The sequence below is a fragment of the Flavobacterium sp. NG2 genome, from assembly GCF_034119845.1.
GTDB lineage: Bacteria > Bacteroidota > Bacteroidia > Flavobacteriales > Flavobacteriaceae > Flavobacterium.
The window spans coordinates 366,394-383,108 of sequence record NZ_CP139420.1 but is presented as its reverse complement, the minus strand read 5'-3'; the positions used below and the strand labels follow the sequence as shown (position 1 = coordinate 383,108).

Below are 16,715 nucleotides of genomic sequence, written 5' to 3'. Positions count from 1 at the left end.
AATAATCCTTTTAATCTGTGGCTAAAAAACTAAAGCTAAGATGAAAATCGCATTACTACAGTCTCCACTAATTTGGGAAAATCCAAAAGCCAACAGAATTGCTTTCGAAGAAAAAATCAATGCGATTGCTTCGGATATTGAGTTGATTGTGCTTCCTGAAATGTTTACCACGGGCTTTACGATGAATCCAGAACGTGTTGCGGAGACGATGCGAGGCGAAACTGTTCAATGGATGCAATCTTTGGCGAAAGCCAAAACAGCAGCGATTACGGGAAGTGTTGTGATTGAAGAAAACGGCAATTACTACAATAGAATATTGTTTGTTTATCCATCTGGTGAAGTGCAACATTATAATAAACGTCATTTATTTACACTAGCCGGTGAAGAAAAAATATATACCGCTGGAAAAGAAAAATTGATTGTAGATTATTTGGGTTGGAAAATTTGCCTAATGGTTTGTTATGATTTGCGTTTTCCTGTTTTTTCTCGCAATAGCGAAAATTATGATGTACTTATCTATGTTGCCAATTGGCCTGAAAGCCGAATTCTAGCTTGGGACAGCTTACTACGTGCTCGTGCAATTGAAAACCTATGTTATACGATTGGGGTTAACCGTGTTCAAAATGATGCAAATGCACTAAACTACAATGGTCATTCCCAATTAATTGATTCATTGGGCAATTATATTGTTAGTCCTCAAGAGGAGGAAGGGGTTTTTATATCCGAAATTGATCAGGCTGAGCTTATTGCTAATCGTAAAAAATTCAATTTTCTTAATGATGCCGACAGCTTCGAGATTAAAGATTAAAAACTGCTTTTCTTTTTAACAGGGTTCTTTTTAGGTTCAGGGGTATAAGGTAGGCTTACGTCAAAAACTTGTTCGACATCCCAGTTGGAGCGCACGTCTATTTCTTTTGAAAAATAAATTACCTCTTCAGAATAACGTTTTTGCATGAAATCACCAGTGTCGTATTGTTTGTTTTTGTTGTCATCGTAAATTATTCTCAGACTGTATATGGCAGGATCGATAAGGTTGAAGTCGACTGTTGTTTCTTTTTCACTGTATTCAGAAATCAAAACTTCACCTTTGTCGTTAGCAAGTTCAATAATCACAGGAAATTTTTTTACGTTTTGTAATTTCACTCTTAAATTTCCGCAGTCTTCAATACTTTTCGTTGATACTTTGTATGATAGGGTATCATTCTGTTTGTCAAAAAAATCAGTTAGTGCTCCTGGTAAAATGGTGATTTCGTATTTTTCGGAAGGTGTTTTTTTGAAGTCAAAATACAATTTCTGGTTGAATTCGTCATACTCAGTTTTGAATTCAACGGTTTCTTTAGAGCTGTTTGTTAACTTCATTTTTGTGTTGTTGAAATTAACCAATGGGGTGTTTGATAATAAAGTGAATCGCTCTTTAAAACCCAAATTGCCGCTTTGAACCGTCGAGATGGCTAGAGTGTCTTTCTTTTGGTCTTTTACTTTAAAAGCATAGTCTTTTGAATAATTTTCTCTGTCAATGGTAATTGTTAAGGAATCTGTTTTAATTGACTTATACCAAACTTGAAGTGAATCTTTTTTAGGCATTTGAGTGACAATACTAGGGATGGTTACAGTGCCTTTTTTTAAAGTTACTTTAGGTTTTGTTTTGGTGAAATCTTGTTTTCCGTCATAACCAACAAACAACCTGTTTCCTGAGGCTTGAATTGGTTTGAAAGTTTTGAATGGTAAAATTTCCTGAAACAACTCTAATTCATACAGCGTGTCATTTGGTACTGTAATCGCTTGTTTGATGAAGCCTATCTTTTCTTCTTTAGGATTGAATTTATTGTTCTTGTTTTTATCTTTTATCGCTACAAGCATATACTTACCCGCTTTTAGATTTTCTAATCGAAAAGTTTTTAAGCTATCCAAGGTATTAGTAACATATCTAGGCGTTTCATTATAAACAACCGAATCGTTAAATTTTTCATTCATTTCGTATAGCATAACCGAAACAAAGTTATCGGGTTCTTTGTTGTAGGCGTCTTTGATGGTTCCTCCTATAGCAAGTGAATCGATGTAGTTTCCTGTTGAAAATACATATTTAAATTGATTCAGCGGATTTCCTTCGTTGTTGTCTGTAATGCTTTGTCCAAAATTGAAACTGTAAGTAGTATTGGGTTGTAAGGTGTCGTAAATCTTTATGGATAAATACTTCGTAGCATTGGTAGGTAAAATCAGCGGCTCTGTTTTCATTGGAGGTGAAATAATGAGCTGCTTGTTAAGGTCTTTTAGTTTGATGTATTCATCAAAAGTGAGTTTGATTTCTTTTACATTGAAATTAGCACTGAAATTTTTCGGGAAACTACTTTTTAAAACGGGTGCTAAGGTGTCTTTTAATCCACCTGTGATGCTTCCTCTTTTAGCGCAACCAATTAATGATAATAAGAGTATTGTAGAAAAAGTGACGAATATTTTTTTGAACATGAGCTATCAAAATTAAAGAGTACAAAATAACAATTATATTTACGGTAATTGAAATTTTTGAACCATTATTATCAGAAGACTTTTTTAAGTAAATTTATCAAATTAGTTGGATAGTTAATTTTGTAAATTTGTTTAAATAGAATCAAATCTAATGCCTTGTTAAGATGAAAAAAGTAGAACATATAGGAATTGCAGTTAAAGATATGACGGCATCAAAATTACTTTTTGAAAAATTATTGGGTGCAACCTCTTATAAAACAGAAGAAGTCGAGAGTGAAAAAGTTATTACGGCTTTTTTTAAAAATGAAACTTCCAAAATAGAGCTCTTGGCGGCTTCTCATCCAGATAGTGCCATTGCTAAATTTATTGATAAAAAAGGGGAAGGTATTCATCATATAGCTTTTGAGGTTGAAAATATTGAAAACGAAATAAGTCGCTTAAAAGATGAAGGTTTTGTCTTTGTTGATGAACTTCCTAAAAAAGGAGCAGATAATAAGCGAGTAGTGTTCTTACATCCGAAAAATACCAATGGAGTTTTAATTGAGTTATGTCAAGAAATTAAATAATTAAGACTCTTTTTGAAAATACTATTCTAGAAATCAGTCGGTTTCCTTTTGGTGTAGTGATTTTAACTATTTAATAGTAAAAACTAATTGAAAAATATTTGGCGCAAACAAAAAATAGTAGTAATATTGCACACTCTTAACCGGTCCTATAGCTCAGCTGGTTAGAGCACCTGACTCATAATCAGGTGGTCCCTGGTTCGAGCCCAGGTGGGACCACAAGAATTACCCCTCATGTCTTTTGATATTGAGGGGTTTGTTTTTTTAATATGTATTTCATCGATTAAATTGTCTTTTGGCTGTTAAAATGGCGAATAATTTTTTAATATCATTGAGAAGTTGTTTCTTTGAGTTAGTTTTATTCGATTTCAAAAAACCTAAAGCTTAAGTTGGAGTTTTTCTTTGATGGGTGCTTTAAAAAAAAATATGAAGATTATTTTAAATAAAATTTATGTCATATTAATTTTCCTTTTTGGGATGATGGAAGCGCTTGCGAATAATGGAAATGGGAATGGGAATGGAAATGGAAACGGTAATGCTTATGCTTACGGGAATGGTAAAAACCCGCCAACTCCTTCTCCTACAGGAAAGCCGCCTTCTCCTCCTGGATTGCCAATTGATGATGATGTTATATGGTTGTTGGTTTTGGCTTTGCTGTTTGGGTTTTATGTAATTTATAGGTATAGATTTAAAAGACAGAGTATTTGATTTTTCAATTGCTCTGTCTTTTTTTATGGTGTTATTTATTCGAATATAATCTAGAAACGTATTTGCCTATTACATCAAATTCGAGGTTGATTTTTGTTCCTACTTTGAAACCGTGAAAATTAGTGTGTTCATGAGTGTAGGGTATGATGGCGACACTAAATTCATTTTTTTTAGAATTTACAACAGTCAAACTAACACCATTAACTGTAATGGAGCCTTTTTCAATTGTAATATTGTTTAAAGCTTCGTCATATTGAAAAGTGTAGATCCAACTTCCGTTAGATTCTTTGATGGATATGCAAGTACCAATTTGGTCTACATGTCCTTGAACGATATGTCCGTCTAGGCGGTCTCCAAGTTTCATGGCTCTCTCAAGGTTTACTTGATCTCCAGTTTGCCAGTAGCCTAAATTTGTTTTTTGTATAGTTTCGTCGATAGCTGTTACTGTGTAGGTGTTTCCTTTTATTTCAACTACCGTCAAGCAGATGCCATTATGAGCAACGCTTTGGTCAATTTTAAGTTCGTTTGTTATTGAGGAGTCCACTGTTATGTGGATATTGTCTTTCTCTTTCTTGATTTCTTGGATGGTTCCAAGGGTTTCTATGATACCTGTAAACATTTCTTGTTTTATTTTACTAAATTTGCACTTCAAAATTAGCAATAAATAACTTGTGGTCATGATGAAAAAAGCAGAAAATATAATCGTAGGAATTTCAATAGGAGATTTGAACGGTATTGGAAGCGAAGTAGTACTAAAAACATTTGAAGATTCTAGAATGTTAGAATTATGCACTCCTGTTATTTTTGCCAATGTAAAAATCATGTCTTTTATCAAGAAAAATCTAGATTCGTCTATTGCTTTGCATGGTATAGATAAATTAGATCAAATTGTTCCTGGGAAGGTGAATGTCTATAATTTATGGAGAGAAGGAGTTGATTTGAATTATGGGGTTAACGATGAGAAAGTTGGTCAATATGCTATAAAATCATTTACGGCAAGTACTAAAGCATTAAAAGAAGGGGTTATTGATGTGTTGGTGACGGCTCCAATTAATAAATATAATATTCAATCTGATGAGTTTAAGTTTCCAGGGCATACAGATTATTTGAATCAAGAATTAGAAGGTGATGCTTTGATGTTGATGGTTCAAGGTGATTTAAGAGTTGGTTTGTTGACGGATCATGTGCCTTTGAATAAGGTTTCTTCTTGTTTGACCGAGGCGTTGATTATGAAGAAAATAGAGACTGTTAAGAAATCGCTTATAGAAGATTTTAGTATAAATAAACCTAAGATTGCAGTTTTAGGACTTAATCCACATTGTGGTGATGGTGGTGTAATAGGAAATGAAGATGATGTTGTTTTGAAGCCTACACTAGAAAAAATATTTGCTAAAGGAACTTTGGTTTTTGGTCCTTTTGCGGCTGATGGCTTTTTTGGCAGTGGTCAATATGAAAAGTACGATGCAATTATTGCTGCCTATCACGATCAGGGATTGATTCCCTTTAAGACCTTGTCGTTTGGAAAAGGAGTAAATTATACAGCGGGATTGAATAAAGTAAGAACTTCGCCTGATCATGGAACTGCTTATGATATAGCTGGGAAAGGACAAGCGGACTATAATTCATTTAAGGAAGCGGTTTATTTGGCTATAGACGTCTATCGCTCAAGAATTCAACATTCGGAAATCAGTGAAAACCCACTGAAAGTAAAAGAAAAATAGTAGTAAATAAAAAAAGATAAATAACTTTATTAGGTTTGCAATAATTTTATATCTTTGCACCCCGAAGTTTGGGGCAAAATTTTGTTGAAATGAGTAAGACAAAAGAATATTTAATTCCGTTTGTAGGATTAAAGACCGGAAAACATCATTTTGAGTATCAATTAAATAATGTGTTCTTTGAAAACTTTGATTATGATGAATTTGAAAGTTCAGATATCAAAGTAGAAGTGGTTTTAGAGAAACAAAGCAATATGCTTGAGTTGAATTTTAAGCACAAAGGAACAATTAATGTTCCTTGTGATCTTACAAGTGAAGATTTTGATTTGCCAATTAAAGGTAAAATGAAATTGATTGTTCGCTTTGGGGAAGAATTTAACAATGACAACGAAGAATTGCTTATTTTACCTTTTGGTGAATTTGAAATAGATATCGCACAATATATTTACGAAATGGTTGTGTTGTCTATTCCTCTAAGACGAGTTCATCCAGGTGTGAAAGATGGAAGTTTAAAGACAGAAGCCCTTGATCGACTGAATGAGTTGACAATAAAAGAACAAAAGAAAGAAGAGAAAGAACAAAACGAAGACAATATTGACCCGCGTTGGGACAAATTAAAGCAACTATTAACGGATAAATAATATAGTAAAATGGCACATCCTAAAAGAAAAATCTCGAAAACAAGAAGAGATAAGAGAAGAACACATTATAAAGCTACAGTAGCACAAATCGCTACTTGTCCTATTACAGGAGAAGCACATTTATACCACAGAGCTTACTGGCATGAAGGTAAAATGTATTACAGAGGGCAAGTTGTTATTGATAAGTCAGAAGCTACTTTTGCTTAATGCATTTTCTTTATAGATGATATATGAACTCTCACTTGTGAGAGTTTTTTTGTTGTTTATAATTTTCCTTAAATAAGAAGTTCGAAAACAACGGGTTTAATTTTTTTTTTGTAATTTTCAACCCCTTTTAAACGTTTTTTCAAATGTTGTCATTTGGAGAAAAATAGTCAGATAAAATGAAAAAAATGACCGCCGCAATTACCGCTGTTGGAGCTTATGTTCCAGATTTTGTTCTTTCGAACAAAGTTTTAGAGACAATGGTAGATACTAATGACGAGTGGATTACCTCTCGTACAGGAATTAAAGAAAGAAGAATCCTTAAGGACACAGATAAAGGGACTTCATTTTTAGCAATAAAAGCAGCGCAAGATTTAATAGCTAAAGGAAATATAGATCCTCTAGAAATTGATATGATAATTATGGCTACTGCAACTCCAGATATGCCAGTTGCGGCCACAGGGGCTTATGTAGCGACTGAGATTGGTGCAACAAATGCTTTTGCTTACGATTTACAGGCTGCTTGTTCTAGTTTTTTATACGGAATGTCTACTGCAGCGGCTTACATTGAATCAGGAAGATATAAAAAAGTACTTTTAATTGGTGCAGACAAAATGTCTTCGATTGTAGATTATACAGATAGAACAACTTGTATTATCTTTGGTGATGGTGCTGGAGCTGTTTTATTTGAGCCAAATTTCGAAGGTTTAGGTTTGCAAGATGAATATTTAAGAAGTGATGGTGTAGGACGTGATTTCCTTAGAATACCTGCAGGAGGTTCTTTGGTTCCAACTACAATCCAAACAGTAACAGATAACAGACACAATATTATGCAAGACGGGAAAACCGTTTTCAAATATGCTGTGACTAATATGGCTGATGCTAGTGAGCAAATCCTAAAAAGAAATAGCCTAACTAATGATGATGTTGATTGGTTAATTCCACACCAAGCTAACAGAAGGATTATTGACGCTACAGCAAGTAGAATGAATTTAGAAGAATCAAAGGTGTTGATGAATATCGAAAGATATGGTAATACGACTTCAGCAACCTTACCTTTAGTTATCAGTGATTTTGAACATTTGTTTAAAAAAGGAGATACTATTATATTCGCAGCCTTCGGTGGAGGATTCACTTGGGGGTCTGTTTATTTAAAATGGGCATACGACAAAAAATAAATTTAAACTAAAAATAGACCAATTATGGATTTAAAAGAAATTCAGAACCTAATCAAATTTGTTTCAAATACAGGTGTTGCGGAAGTTAAATTAGAAATGGATGATGTGAAAATCACCATTAGAACTACAATTGAAAACAATACAGAAGCAACTTACATCCAGCAAGCGCCTCAAGCACAAGTACAGCAAGCAGTAGTGCCAGCAGCTGCACCAGTAGCACCGGCTGCACCAGTTGTTGCTGCGCCAGCGGTTGAAGAGTCTAAATATATTACTATCAAATCACCAATTATTGGTACTTTCTATAGAAAGCCATCTCCAGACAAACCAGTTTTTGCTGAAGTAGGTAATACTATTGCAAAAGGAGATGTACTTTGTGTGATTGAAGCAATGAAATTATTTAATGAAATTGAATCAGAAGTTTCAGGTAAAATTGTAAAAATATTGGTTGACGATATGTCTCCAGTAGAATTTGACCAACCATTATTCTTAGTTGACCCATCATAATTTTTTAAAAATTCCAATAGACAAATCACAAAATCCAATAGATTGGAATTTGGAGATTGGAATTTGTAATTTTTAATATAAAGAAGATGTTTAAAAAAATATTAATTGCAAATAGGGGAGAAATTGCACTTCGTGTAATTAGAACTTGCAAAGAAATGGGCATTAAAACAGTTGCTGTTTACTCTACTGCTGATGCTGAGAGTTTACACGTAAGGTTTGCTGATGAAGCGGTTTGTATTGGACCACCACCAAGTAACTTGTCCTATTTGAAAATGTCAAATATTATTGCCGCTGCAGAAATTACAAATGCAGATGCAATTCATCCAGGATACGGATTTTTATCTGAAAACTCTAAGTTTTCTAAAATTTGTCAAGAGCACGGAATCAAATTTATTGGTGCTGCTCCTGAAATGATTGACCGTATGGGGGATAAAGCTTCGGCTAAATCAACTATGATTGAAGCGGGGGTTCCTTGTGTACCTGGTTCAGTTGGAATCTTAGAATCTTACGAACAAGCTTTGCAACTTGCTAAAGAATTTGGTTTTCCTGTAATGCTTAAAGCTACTGCTGGTGGTGGAGGTAAAGGAATGCGTGCAGTTTGGAAAGAAGAAGATTTATTAAAAGCTTGGGAAGGTGCTCGTCAAGAGTCTGCTGCTGCTTTTGGTAATGACGGAATGTATCTTGAGAAATTAATCGAAGAACCTCGTCATATCGAAATTCAAATCGTAGGTGATTCTTACGGTAAAGCCTGTCATCTTTCAGAAAGAGATTGTTCTGTACAAAGACGTCACCAAAAATTAACAGAAGAAACTCCTTCTCCTTTTATGACTGACGAATTGCGTCAAGCAATGGGAGAAGCTGCTGTGAAAGCTGCTGAGTATATCAAATACGAAGGTGCAGGAACAGTTGAATTCTTGGTAGATAAGCACCGTAATTTCTACTTTATGGAAATGAATACTCGTATCCAAGTAGAGCACCCAATTACTGAGCAAGTAATTGATTACGATTTGATTCGTGAGCAAATATTAGTTGCTGCTGGTGTGCCAATTTCGGGTAAAAATTATTTGCCACAATTGCATGCTATTGAGTGTCGTATTAATGCTGAAGACCCGTTTAATGAATTTAGACCTTCTCCAGGAAAAATTACCACTTTGCATATGCCAGGAGGTCATGGAGTGCGTTTAGATACTCATGTGTATTCAGGTTACACCATTCCACCAAATTATGACTCTATGATTGCTAAGTTGATAACTACTGCACAAACACGTGAAGAAGCTATTAGTAAAATGCGTAGAGCTTTGGATGAATTTGTAATCGAAGGAATCAAAACAACTATTCCTTTCCATAGACAATTAATGGATGAACCAGATTATATCGCAGGAAATTATACAACTGCATTTATGGATACTTTCAAAATGAGGGATCCTCAATAATAGTAAAATAACAATAAAAGCTGTCTTTAAGGCAGCTTTTTTTTTGAGTTATTTTTTGGCGGTATTCCGTTAATAGGGTGTTAGATTGTTACTCGAGTAATCGTTCGCTTACTCTGCTACTGGCTATCAAAGAAGCGATAAAACCAAGTATGATGATCGTTGCCATTACGATTACTACATTTTCCAATGAGAAAACGACTGGATAAGCTAAAGTCGGAGTAATCATAATCCATTCAAAGTGTTGCTGTAAAATTACAATAACAATCCCTAAAGCTAGTCCAATTAATCCACCAAAGAAACTCAACAAAGTTCCTTGAAGGAGGAATATCTTGCGTAAACTTCTGATTTCGACGCCCAAATTAAATAAGGTTTTCAAGTTTCCTTTTTTATCTAGGATCATCATAATCAATGCTCCAATTAAGTTAAAAAGTGCAATTATAATCACAAGGGTAAAAATTAAATAAACGGCAATATTCTCCGTATTTAACATTTTATACAGCGACTCATTGAGTTGAGCTCTGTTTTTTATTGTGACTTTGTTTTTAAAAATTTGGTTTAGCTGTTCGATAATCAAGGCTTCGTCAGCATCAGTATTCTTTTTGATTTCAATACCTGAAATTTGTTTTCTGTCATATTCCAGTAAATCTTGAGCCATCCGCAAATCTCCGAAAACATATTTGGAGTCTAAATCTTCATTGATAGCATATATACCAATCGGGTAAATTATGGTTTTATTGAAAGCGTCTTCTGGGGAATTGATTCCGCCACGACCTGGTTTTGGTACAAAAACCTCCAGATTTGTATTGAAATCAAGTAAGCCTATGGAGAGTTTTTGGGCAAGTCCGTAGCCTATGACCACTTGAGCAGTGTTGTATTCAAACCATTGTCCGTTATACAGCGTTTCTTTTATTGGATTTACTTGGGTAAAATTATCATCAACACCTTTTAAATAGGTTACTTCTTGTTTGTCTCCATAGACAAATAAAACCCGTTCTTCGATAATTTTAGAATAGGAAGCTATTCCTTTAATTTTTTTAAGTTGTGCTTCCTGATTGTTGTCTACTGTAAACGATTTGCCAAGTGTACTGCTAATTTTTAAATCGGGGTCAATGTTGTTGGTAAACGAAAGGCTAAAAACTTTCAATCCGCTAAAGACGGATAGTACCACAAACAAAGCCATGGCGCCTACAATTATTCCCATACTCGCAATGCGGTTGATGATATTGATGGCACTATTTTTACTATTGCTACGGATGTAGCGTTTGGCTATGTAAAGCGGAAAATTCAAAAGTTAGAACTGTCTTCTTTTGTCTAGTAAATCTCTGTTTTCAATTGGGTTTTCTTGATTTTTCAATGCATTATCAATCTTTTCAATGTAATCCAAAGTATCATCTACAAAAAATACCAAGTTAGGAACACGGCGTAATTGCTTGCTTACACGCTGTGCTAAATCATGCTTAATCAAAGAAGTATTCGATTTTATTGCTGCTAATGTTTCTAACGCTTTCTCCTGAGGAAAGATGCTTAAATATACTGTAGCCACTGATAAATCAGAAGTCACAGCCACTTTGGATACTGAAATCACCAAATTGGTAACCCCGTTTTTTCTCACTTCACCTTGCAAGATGTCAACCAAATCTTTTTGGATGACTCCGCCTATTTTTTTCTGTCTGTTTGTTTCCATACTGCAAAAATACTACTTTTAAGCATTATATACGCAATTTTATAGTTTCTGATTTTTCAGAAGCTGTTTCTCACTATCCGCTACAAACGAAGTTCACTGAACTCCGATGAAATAAAAGTCAAGTGTAGTAATCTTGTGGGGCATAAATGCCAGCCCCCACAAGGATTTTCGCTTCTATTGGGGCTAGGAGATTTCGTAATCAACAATATAAAGTTATGCAAAGACATTCATTCTCCATATACGACGCCTCAGCAGGATCCGGAAAAACCTATAATCTGGTCAAAGAATACCTCAAAATTATTCTCACTGCTCGTAAAAATGACGCTTATAGAAACATCTTGGCTATAACATTTACCAACAAAGCGGTACATGAAATGAAATCCCGTATTGTGGGAAGTTTGTCTGAGTTTGCTAAGGATGAACCATCAGCAAAAGCTTTAGACTTGATGAATAACCTTGTCGAAGATACAAAGGAGTGGGAGGTCAAGCTCTCACTAACTCAAATCAAGGTCAAATCTCAACAAATAATCAAGCACATCATTCATAATTATGCTGCTTTTGATATTTCGACTATTGATAAATTCACGCATAAGGTTATTAGAGCTTTTGCGCACGATTTGAATTTACCTATGACTTTCGAAGTTACTTTGGATACCGAAAATCTATTAATTGAAGCCGTGGATGCTATTATAGCACAAGCAGGTGAGGACGAAACCTTGACCAAGTTACTAATCGATTTTACAATGGAGAAAACCGATGATGATAAATCTTGGGATGTCTCACGGGAAATTCTTGATACTGGACGATTAGTGCTCAACGAAAATCACCGCAACGAAATCCTGCATTTTCATGATAAGAATATTGTTGAATTTGTGGAAATTAAAAAGAAACTCAATGTTATTTGTAAAGAATTAGAAGAAGAGAATCAGAAACAGGCAGAAACTGTACTGTCCTTAATCGAGCAAAAAGGAATTGACTTAAAATCTTTTTCTCGTGGCACTTTCCCTAATCATGTAGTTAGTATTCGAGATGGAAAATTCAATCCTAAAAACAAAACTTTTCATGAGTTTGAGGATATCGCCATTAACAAAACGGCAAAAGACCGTGAAATAATAGAATCGATTATCCCAGAACTATTACAACAACTAGCGGTTGTCTATGCTAATTTTGCAAAGCGTGATTTTTACAAAGCTTTTCTCAAAAACATCACACCGCTTTCGTTACTAAATACGGTTAGTAATGAATTGGCTAAAATTCAAGAAGAACAAAATGTACTCTCTATTACCGAATTTAATGCTATTATACATAACCAAATTCAAAATCAACCCGCTCCTTTTATCTATGAGCGATTGGGAGAAAGATACCGTCATTTTTTTATTGATGAATTTCAAGACACCTCCGAAATGCAATGGCAAAACCTGATTCCACTGATTGATAATGCTCTTTCGGGTCAGGATGATTATGGCGACAAAGGAACTTTGATGATTGTGGGTGACCCAAAACAATCTATATACCGCTGGCGTGGTGGAAAAGCCGAACAATTTATTGACCTAAGCAAGGATTTGAATCCGTTCAATAATCCGGATAAGGATTTAGTTCATTTGGATAAAAACTACCGTAGTTATTCGGAAGTGATTAATTTCAATAATGCTTTTTTTAAAATGCTCTCTTCAGAATTTGAGCATCCTGATTATAAAGATTTATACGAAAACCATAGCCATCAAAAAACAAACGATAAAACAGGAGGTTATGTTAATATATCCTTTATCCCGGAAATTGAAAAATCCGATGAGGAAGAGGAGGAAATCTTAGATAAAACTGATTTGTACTTGCAAGCCACACATCAAACCATTGAAAAAGTACTTCAATCTGGTTTTGAATATAAGGATATTGTAATTCTCACCCGTAAACGCGACCAAGGTGTCGCGATTGCTAATTATTTGACAGAACAAAAAATCCCTTTGCTATCGTCTGAAACTTTAATGATTCAAAATGCGACTGAGGTTCGCTTCATTATTGACTTATTAAAATACTTAAAGAATAACGCCAACATAGAGGCTAAAGCTAATTTTTTATATTTCCTAGCCGAAAACAACCAAGACCAGTTGCCAACCCATGATTTCATTCTCGCTGGAATGGAATTAAAAAACGAAGTTGATTTTGAAAATTGGCTTGAAACATTTGGGATCCAGCTTTTATTTCAAAACATTCGAAAGAAATCATTGTATGAGGCGGTCGAGATAATTGTTGGAAAGTTTATCCTCCCCCCAGCCCTCTCCCAAGGAGGAGGAGGCGATGTGGATATGCTTGATGTTAGAAGTGGAGCTAATTCTGATAATGCAAACGTTTCTACTAAAAAAGGATATTTGACTGGTGGAAACTATTCTCATTTAGTAATTGAGAAGGCAATTCAACATCAAAAAGAGCCTACCGTAGCCGAGAAAATTTTATGGTCTGAACTTAAAAATCAAGCATTAGGTAGTAAGTTTAGACAACAACATTTAATAGACAACTATATTGTTGATTTTGTTTGTTTAACTAAAAGACTAATTATTGAGGTTGATGGGGACTATCATTTCACACCCGAACAAATTTTATCAGATCAAGAACGAACCAATGTTTTAAATGGATTAGGATACAAAGTGATTCGTTTTACGAATGAACAAGTGATAAAAAACATTTCATTTGTATTAGAAAAAATAAGAAAAGAATTGCAAATTCAGAATGAATTGCTTTCTAATTTGAAAACGACACATGAAGAGGAATTAGAAACAAATAATGACCATTTATTTGTTTCGGATGATTCGTCTATAGATAAAGAGTTTACAAAGTCTCCCTCCCCTCAGGGAAGGGCTGGGGTGGGGACTGCCTACGTGCAATATTTCCTCGACATCGTTCTTGAACGAGACGTCCGTAATCAAGCAGGGATTGCTGATTTTTTGAATTTTTGGGATAAAAACGCCAGTAAATTTAGTATTCCATCCCCTGAAGGAAATAATGCAGTTCGTATCATGACCATTCATAAATCGAAAGGTTTAGAGTTTCCGGTGGTAATATTTCCTTTTGCTGAAGAAGATTATGTGATGAAGCCGAAAGATAAATTGTGGCTTGCAAATGAAGATGAAACCTTAGGATTGCCCAAAGTACTTATTGATAATACTAAAGCAGTTGAAGGTTTTGGAGAAGCAGCAAAATTTGTTTACGATCAAAAAAAACAAGAAGATCTATTGGATAATATCAATGTTTTATATGTTGCATTGACTCGTGCTGAAGAACAATTATATGTTATATCGAATCGAAACTTTACCTCAAAAGGGGAAGTGAAAGAAAATAATATGTCGTCGTTTTTTATTCATTATTTAATGCAGTTTGCTGATTTTAATCCAGAAAAAAATAATTATGAATGGGGAAGTCCTGGTAAAATTTCACCAGTTGAAAGACATGTTGATACATCCAAAGTGATTCCGTCTGTTGAGCATGTTTTGGATTTTAAAAATATAAAAATTGCACAACGCGAAGCCTTAATGTGGGGTACACATCAACAAGAGTCTATTGCATATGGTAATGTGATTCACGAGATACTTTCGTTTGTGCAAACAAAACATGATGTTGATTTGGCTGTTGAGAAAGCTATTGAAAATGGTTTGATTCACTTAGGGCAAAAAGAAGTAGTGCTGCAAACACTTAGTGAGGTTGTTAATCATGATAAATTACAGTTGTTCTTTGTAGAAGGAAATACTGTAATGAATGAACAAACGATAATTCAGAAAGAAGGAAGGCTAGTAAAGCCTGATAGAATGGTTTTAACAAATGACAATATCATATTGTTACTAGATTATAAAACAGGAGCTCATAATAGTAAGTATCAAAAACAGTTGGAGAATTACCAATCAGCGATTGAACTTATGGGGTATAAAGTTGGGGCAAAAATAATAGTTTATATAGGTGATATTGTAGAGGTGGTGGAAATTTAATTTTTTAATGATTGTCAATAAATCGTTCTAAATATTGCTAAAAACAGTTTCTATTTTAAACTAGGCTGATTTAATTGCATTTAGGAGGGCGAATTTTATCGGTTTTTTAACAATCTGTTTTGTAATTAAAAAATTACGCATTACTTTTGTTAGCAATTAATTAAAATAATAATTAAAAATAAAATCAAGTATGAAACATCTTAACAAACTTTTGGTTGCTGTATTGATGGTGTCGGGATTATCTTCTCAAGCGCAAGACAGTAACAACCCATGGGCTATCTCATTTGGGGTTAATGCCGTTGATACCAGAGTAACTGCTGGAGGAGACCAAGGATTTTTTGCCAATCATTTTTCTCAACCATTTGCAGTAAAAGATAACTGGAATATTCTTCCTTCAATCTCATACTTAAGTGTTGCTAGAAATGTAGGGAATAATTTCTCTTTTGGAGTTCAAGGTTCGGTTAATAAAATTGAAAAATTTGTAACTTATACAGGGGGAAATTATGTGACTTCTAATCCTGGTGATTTAATGTATTATGGAATTGATGGAGCTGTTAAATACAGTTTTATGAATTTAATCAACTCTAAAGTTATCGATCCTAACCTTAGTGTTGGAGGAGGGTATACTTTCTTAGGTGATAGTAGTTATGGTACTTTAAATTTAGGAGCTGGAATTAATTTCTGGTTTTCTGATGTAGTTGGTTTGTCATTAGCAACAACTTACAAAGGTGCTGATTTATTAGGTGGAGATAGAGTTGATGGGTCAGGAACTCCTGATGCACCAGGTCACTTTCAACATACTGTAGGTCTTACTTTCAAATTTGGAGGTAAAGATACAGACGGAGATGGTATCTACGATAAATATGATGCTTGTCCAGATGTAAAAGGTTTGAAACAATTCAACGGTTGTCCTGATACTGATGGAGATGGAATTGCTGATAAAGATGATGCTTGTCCAGATGTTGCTGGTATTGCAGCTTTAAATGGTTGTCCAGATTCAGATGGAGATGGTATTACTGACGCTGAAGATGCTTGTCCAAAAGAAGCAGGTACAAAAGCAATGAAAGGTTGTCCAGATGCTGACGGAGACGGAGTAGCTGATAAGGATGACAAATGTCCTAAAGTAAAAGGAGTAAAAGAAAATGGTGGATGTCCATGGCCTGATACAGATGGAGACGGTGTTTTAGATAAAGATGATGAATGTCCAAAAGTAGCTGGTCCAAAAAGCAACAAAGGATGTCCAGAAGTATCTCAAGAAGTAATTGAGAAAATCAATACTGAAGTAAAATCAGTTTACTTTAACTCAGGACAAGCGACATTCAAATCTTCTGATGTTCCAGTAAGATTAGATGCTATTACAAATATCATCAAAGAATATCCAAATGCTAAATTTAGAATTGAAGGACATACTGATAGCGACGGTTCAGAAGCTTTCAATCAAAAACTTTCTGAAGACAGAGCAAATGCTGTAAAAGATGCTTTAGTTCAAAGAGGGATTAATGGTTCTAATTTGACTGCTGTTGGTTACGGTGAATCTAAGCCAGTTGCGTCTAACAAAACTGCTGCTGGAAAAGCTAAAAACAGAAGAACAGAAGTTATTTTAGTAAAATAATTTTTCTTTAAAATAAAATATAAAACGCCC

General features: G+C 34.5%; 15 protein-coding genes and 1 tRNA gene. 12 read left to right on the top strand and 4 right to left on the bottom strand.

Annotated elements, in window-relative coordinates:
• The first annotated feature begins 40 nt into the window (after nt 1-40).
• The gene (locus tag SLW70_RS01720) at nt 41-808 is read left to right on the top strand and encodes an amidohydrolase (protein WP_320890183.1); all 768 of its coding nucleotides are present in this window, start codon (nt 41-43) and stop codon (nt 806-808) included.
• Here SLW70_RS01720 and SLW70_RS01715 read toward each other — a convergent pair.
• Entirely contained in the window at nt 805-2,466 is a 1,662-nt protein-coding gene (locus SLW70_RS01715) for an Ig-like domain-containing protein (RefSeq protein WP_320890182.1), read from the bottom strand. The genes SLW70_RS01720 and SLW70_RS01715 overlap by 4 nt on opposite strands.
• Before the next feature lie 164 nt (nt 2,467-2,630).
• Here SLW70_RS01715 and mce point away from each other — a divergent pair, with 164 nt between their 5' ends.
• The 3 genes from mce to SLW70_RS01700 all read left to right on the top strand — a co-directional run bounded on the left by mce (nt 2,631) and on the right by SLW70_RS01700 (nt 3,737).
• Nucleotides 2,631-3,032, top strand: coding sequence for a methylmalonyl-CoA epimerase (gene mce, locus SLW70_RS01710; protein WP_320890181.1), 402 nt, complete (start codon nt 2,631-2,633; stop codon nt 3,030-3,032).
• 142 nt (nt 3,033-3,174) lie between these two features.
• Nucleotides 3,175-3,248 (top strand) — tRNA-Ile (locus SLW70_RS01705).
• A 207-nt stretch (nt 3,249-3,455) separates the two neighbouring features.
• The gene (locus SLW70_RS01700; protein ID WP_320890180.1) at nt 3,456-3,737 is read left to right on the top strand and encodes a hypothetical protein; all 282 of its coding nucleotides are present in this window, start codon (nt 3,456-3,458) and stop codon (nt 3,735-3,737) included.
• A 31-nt stretch (nt 3,738-3,768) separates the two neighbouring features.
• On the opposite strand, the gene SLW70_RS01695 is transcribed toward SLW70_RS01700, so the two are convergent.
• On the bottom strand, nt 3,769-4,356 hold the full coding sequence (locus SLW70_RS01695; RefSeq protein ID WP_320890179.1) for a riboflavin synthase: 588 nt from the start codon (nt 4,354-4,356) through the stop codon (nt 3,769-3,771).
• A 58-nt stretch (nt 4,357-4,414) separates the two neighbouring features.
• Here SLW70_RS01695 and pdxA point away from each other — a divergent pair, with 58 nt between their 5' ends.
• The 6 genes from pdxA (at nt 4,415) to accC (ending at nt 9,415) form a co-directional block, all read left to right on the top strand.
• Nucleotides 4,415-5,458 carry a 4-hydroxythreonine-4-phosphate dehydrogenase PdxA gene (gene pdxA, locus SLW70_RS01690; protein WP_320890178.1) on the top strand — a complete coding sequence of 348 codons (1,044 nt, stop codon included), beginning with the start codon at nt 4,415-4,417 and terminating at the stop codon, nt 5,456-5,458.
• Between the two features lie 89 nt (nt 5,459-5,547).
• On the top strand, nt 5,548-6,096 hold the full coding sequence (locus SLW70_RS01685; protein ID WP_320890177.1) for a DUF177 domain-containing protein: 549 nt from the start codon (nt 5,548-5,550) through the stop codon (nt 6,094-6,096).
• Between the two features lie 9 nt (nt 6,097-6,105).
• Nucleotides 6,106-6,303, top strand: a complete 198-nt coding sequence (gene rpmF, locus SLW70_RS01680) for a 50S ribosomal protein L32 (protein WP_073242095.1) — start codon at nt 6,106-6,108, stop codon at nt 6,301-6,303.
• Between the two features lie 176 nt (nt 6,304-6,479).
• On the top strand, nt 6,480-7,478 hold the full coding sequence (locus tag SLW70_RS01675) for a beta-ketoacyl-ACP synthase III (protein ID WP_320890176.1): 999 nt from the start codon (nt 6,480-6,482) through the stop codon (nt 7,476-7,478).
• 24 nt (nt 7,479-7,502) lie between these two features.
• Nucleotides 7,503-7,982, top strand: coding sequence for an acetyl-CoA carboxylase biotin carboxyl carrier protein (gene accB / locus SLW70_RS01670; protein WP_320890175.1), 480 nt, complete (start codon nt 7,503-7,505; stop codon nt 7,980-7,982).
• An 86-nt stretch (nt 7,983-8,068) separates the two neighbouring features.
• Entirely contained in the window at nt 8,069-9,415 is a 1,347-nt protein-coding gene (gene accC, locus SLW70_RS01665) for an acetyl-CoA carboxylase biotin carboxylase subunit (protein WP_320890174.1), read from the top strand.
• Nucleotides 9,416-9,503: 88 nt separating this feature from the next.
• Here the strand turns inward: accC and SLW70_RS01660 are convergent, their stop codons facing one another.
• Both SLW70_RS01660 and rbfA read right to left on the bottom strand, forming a co-directional pair.
• Nucleotides 9,504-10,703, bottom strand: a complete 1,200-nt coding sequence (locus tag SLW70_RS01660) for an ABC transporter permease (RefSeq protein ID WP_320890173.1) — start codon at nt 10,701-10,703, stop codon at nt 9,504-9,506.
• A gap of 3 nt (nt 10,704-10,706) precedes the next feature.
• Nucleotides 10,707-11,099: a 30S ribosome-binding factor RbfA gene (gene rbfA / locus SLW70_RS01655; protein ID WP_320890172.1), complete on the bottom strand. Its 393-nt coding sequence runs from the start codon at nt 11,097-11,099 to the stop codon at nt 10,707-10,709.
• Nucleotides 11,100-11,314: 215 nt separating this feature from the next.
• Here rbfA and SLW70_RS01650 point away from each other — a divergent pair, with 215 nt between their 5' ends.
• A complete protein-coding gene (locus SLW70_RS01650) occupies nt 11,315-15,073 on the top strand; it encodes a UvrD-helicase domain-containing protein (RefSeq protein ID WP_320890171.1) in 3,759 nt (1,252 codons plus the stop codon).
• A gap of 190 nt (nt 15,074-15,263) precedes the next feature.
• Nucleotides 15,264-16,685: an OmpA family protein gene (locus SLW70_RS01645; protein WP_320890170.1), complete on the top strand. Its 1,422-nt coding sequence runs from the start codon at nt 15,264-15,266 to the stop codon at nt 16,683-16,685.
• Nucleotides 16,686-16,715 lie beyond the last annotated feature (30 nt).

What these genes read in the sequence shown, in the direction of transcription:
- SLW70_RS01720 (WP_320890183.1), top strand. Translation starts at nt 41, where the DNA reads ATGAAAATCGCATTACTACAGTCTCCACTAATTTGGGAAAATCCAAAA.
- SLW70_RS01715 (WP_320890182.1), bottom strand. Translation starts at nt 2,466, where the DNA reads ATGTTCAAAAAAATATTCGTCACTTTTTCTACAATACTCTTATTATCA.
- mce (WP_320890181.1), top strand. Translation starts at nt 2,631, where the DNA reads ATGAAAAAAGTAGAACATATAGGAATTGCAGTTAAAGATATGACGGCA.
- SLW70_RS01700 (WP_320890180.1), top strand. Translation starts at nt 3,456, where the DNA reads ATGAAGATTATTTTAAATAAAATTTATGTCATATTAATTTTCCTTTTT.
- SLW70_RS01695 (WP_320890179.1), bottom strand. Translation starts at nt 4,356, where the DNA reads ATGTTTACAGGTATCATAGAAACCCTTGGAACCATCCAAGAAATCAAG.
- pdxA (WP_320890178.1), top strand. Translation starts at nt 4,415, where the DNA reads ATGATGAAAAAAGCAGAAAATATAATCGTAGGAATTTCAATAGGAGAT.
- SLW70_RS01685 (WP_320890177.1), top strand. Translation starts at nt 5,548, where the DNA reads ATGAGTAAGACAAAAGAATATTTAATTCCGTTTGTAGGATTAAAGACC.
- rpmF (WP_073242095.1), top strand. Translation starts at nt 6,106, where the DNA reads ATGGCACATCCTAAAAGAAAAATCTCGAAAACAAGAAGAGATAAGAGA.
- SLW70_RS01675 (WP_320890176.1), top strand. Translation starts at nt 6,480, where the DNA reads ATGAAAAAAATGACCGCCGCAATTACCGCTGTTGGAGCTTATGTTCCA.
- accB (WP_320890175.1), top strand. Translation starts at nt 7,503, where the DNA reads ATGGATTTAAAAGAAATTCAGAACCTAATCAAATTTGTTTCAAATACA.
- accC (WP_320890174.1), top strand. Translation starts at nt 8,069, where the DNA reads ATGTTTAAAAAAATATTAATTGCAAATAGGGGAGAAATTGCACTTCGT.
- rbfA (WP_320890172.1), bottom strand. Translation starts at nt 11,099, where the DNA reads ATGGAAACAAACAGACAGAAAAAAATAGGCGGAGTCATCCAAAAAGAT.
- SLW70_RS01650 (WP_320890171.1), top strand. Translation starts at nt 11,315, where the DNA reads ATGCAAAGACATTCATTCTCCATATACGACGCCTCAGCAGGATCCGGA.
- SLW70_RS01645 (WP_320890170.1), top strand. Translation starts at nt 15,264, where the DNA reads ATGAAACATCTTAACAAACTTTTGGTTGCTGTATTGATGGTGTCGGGA.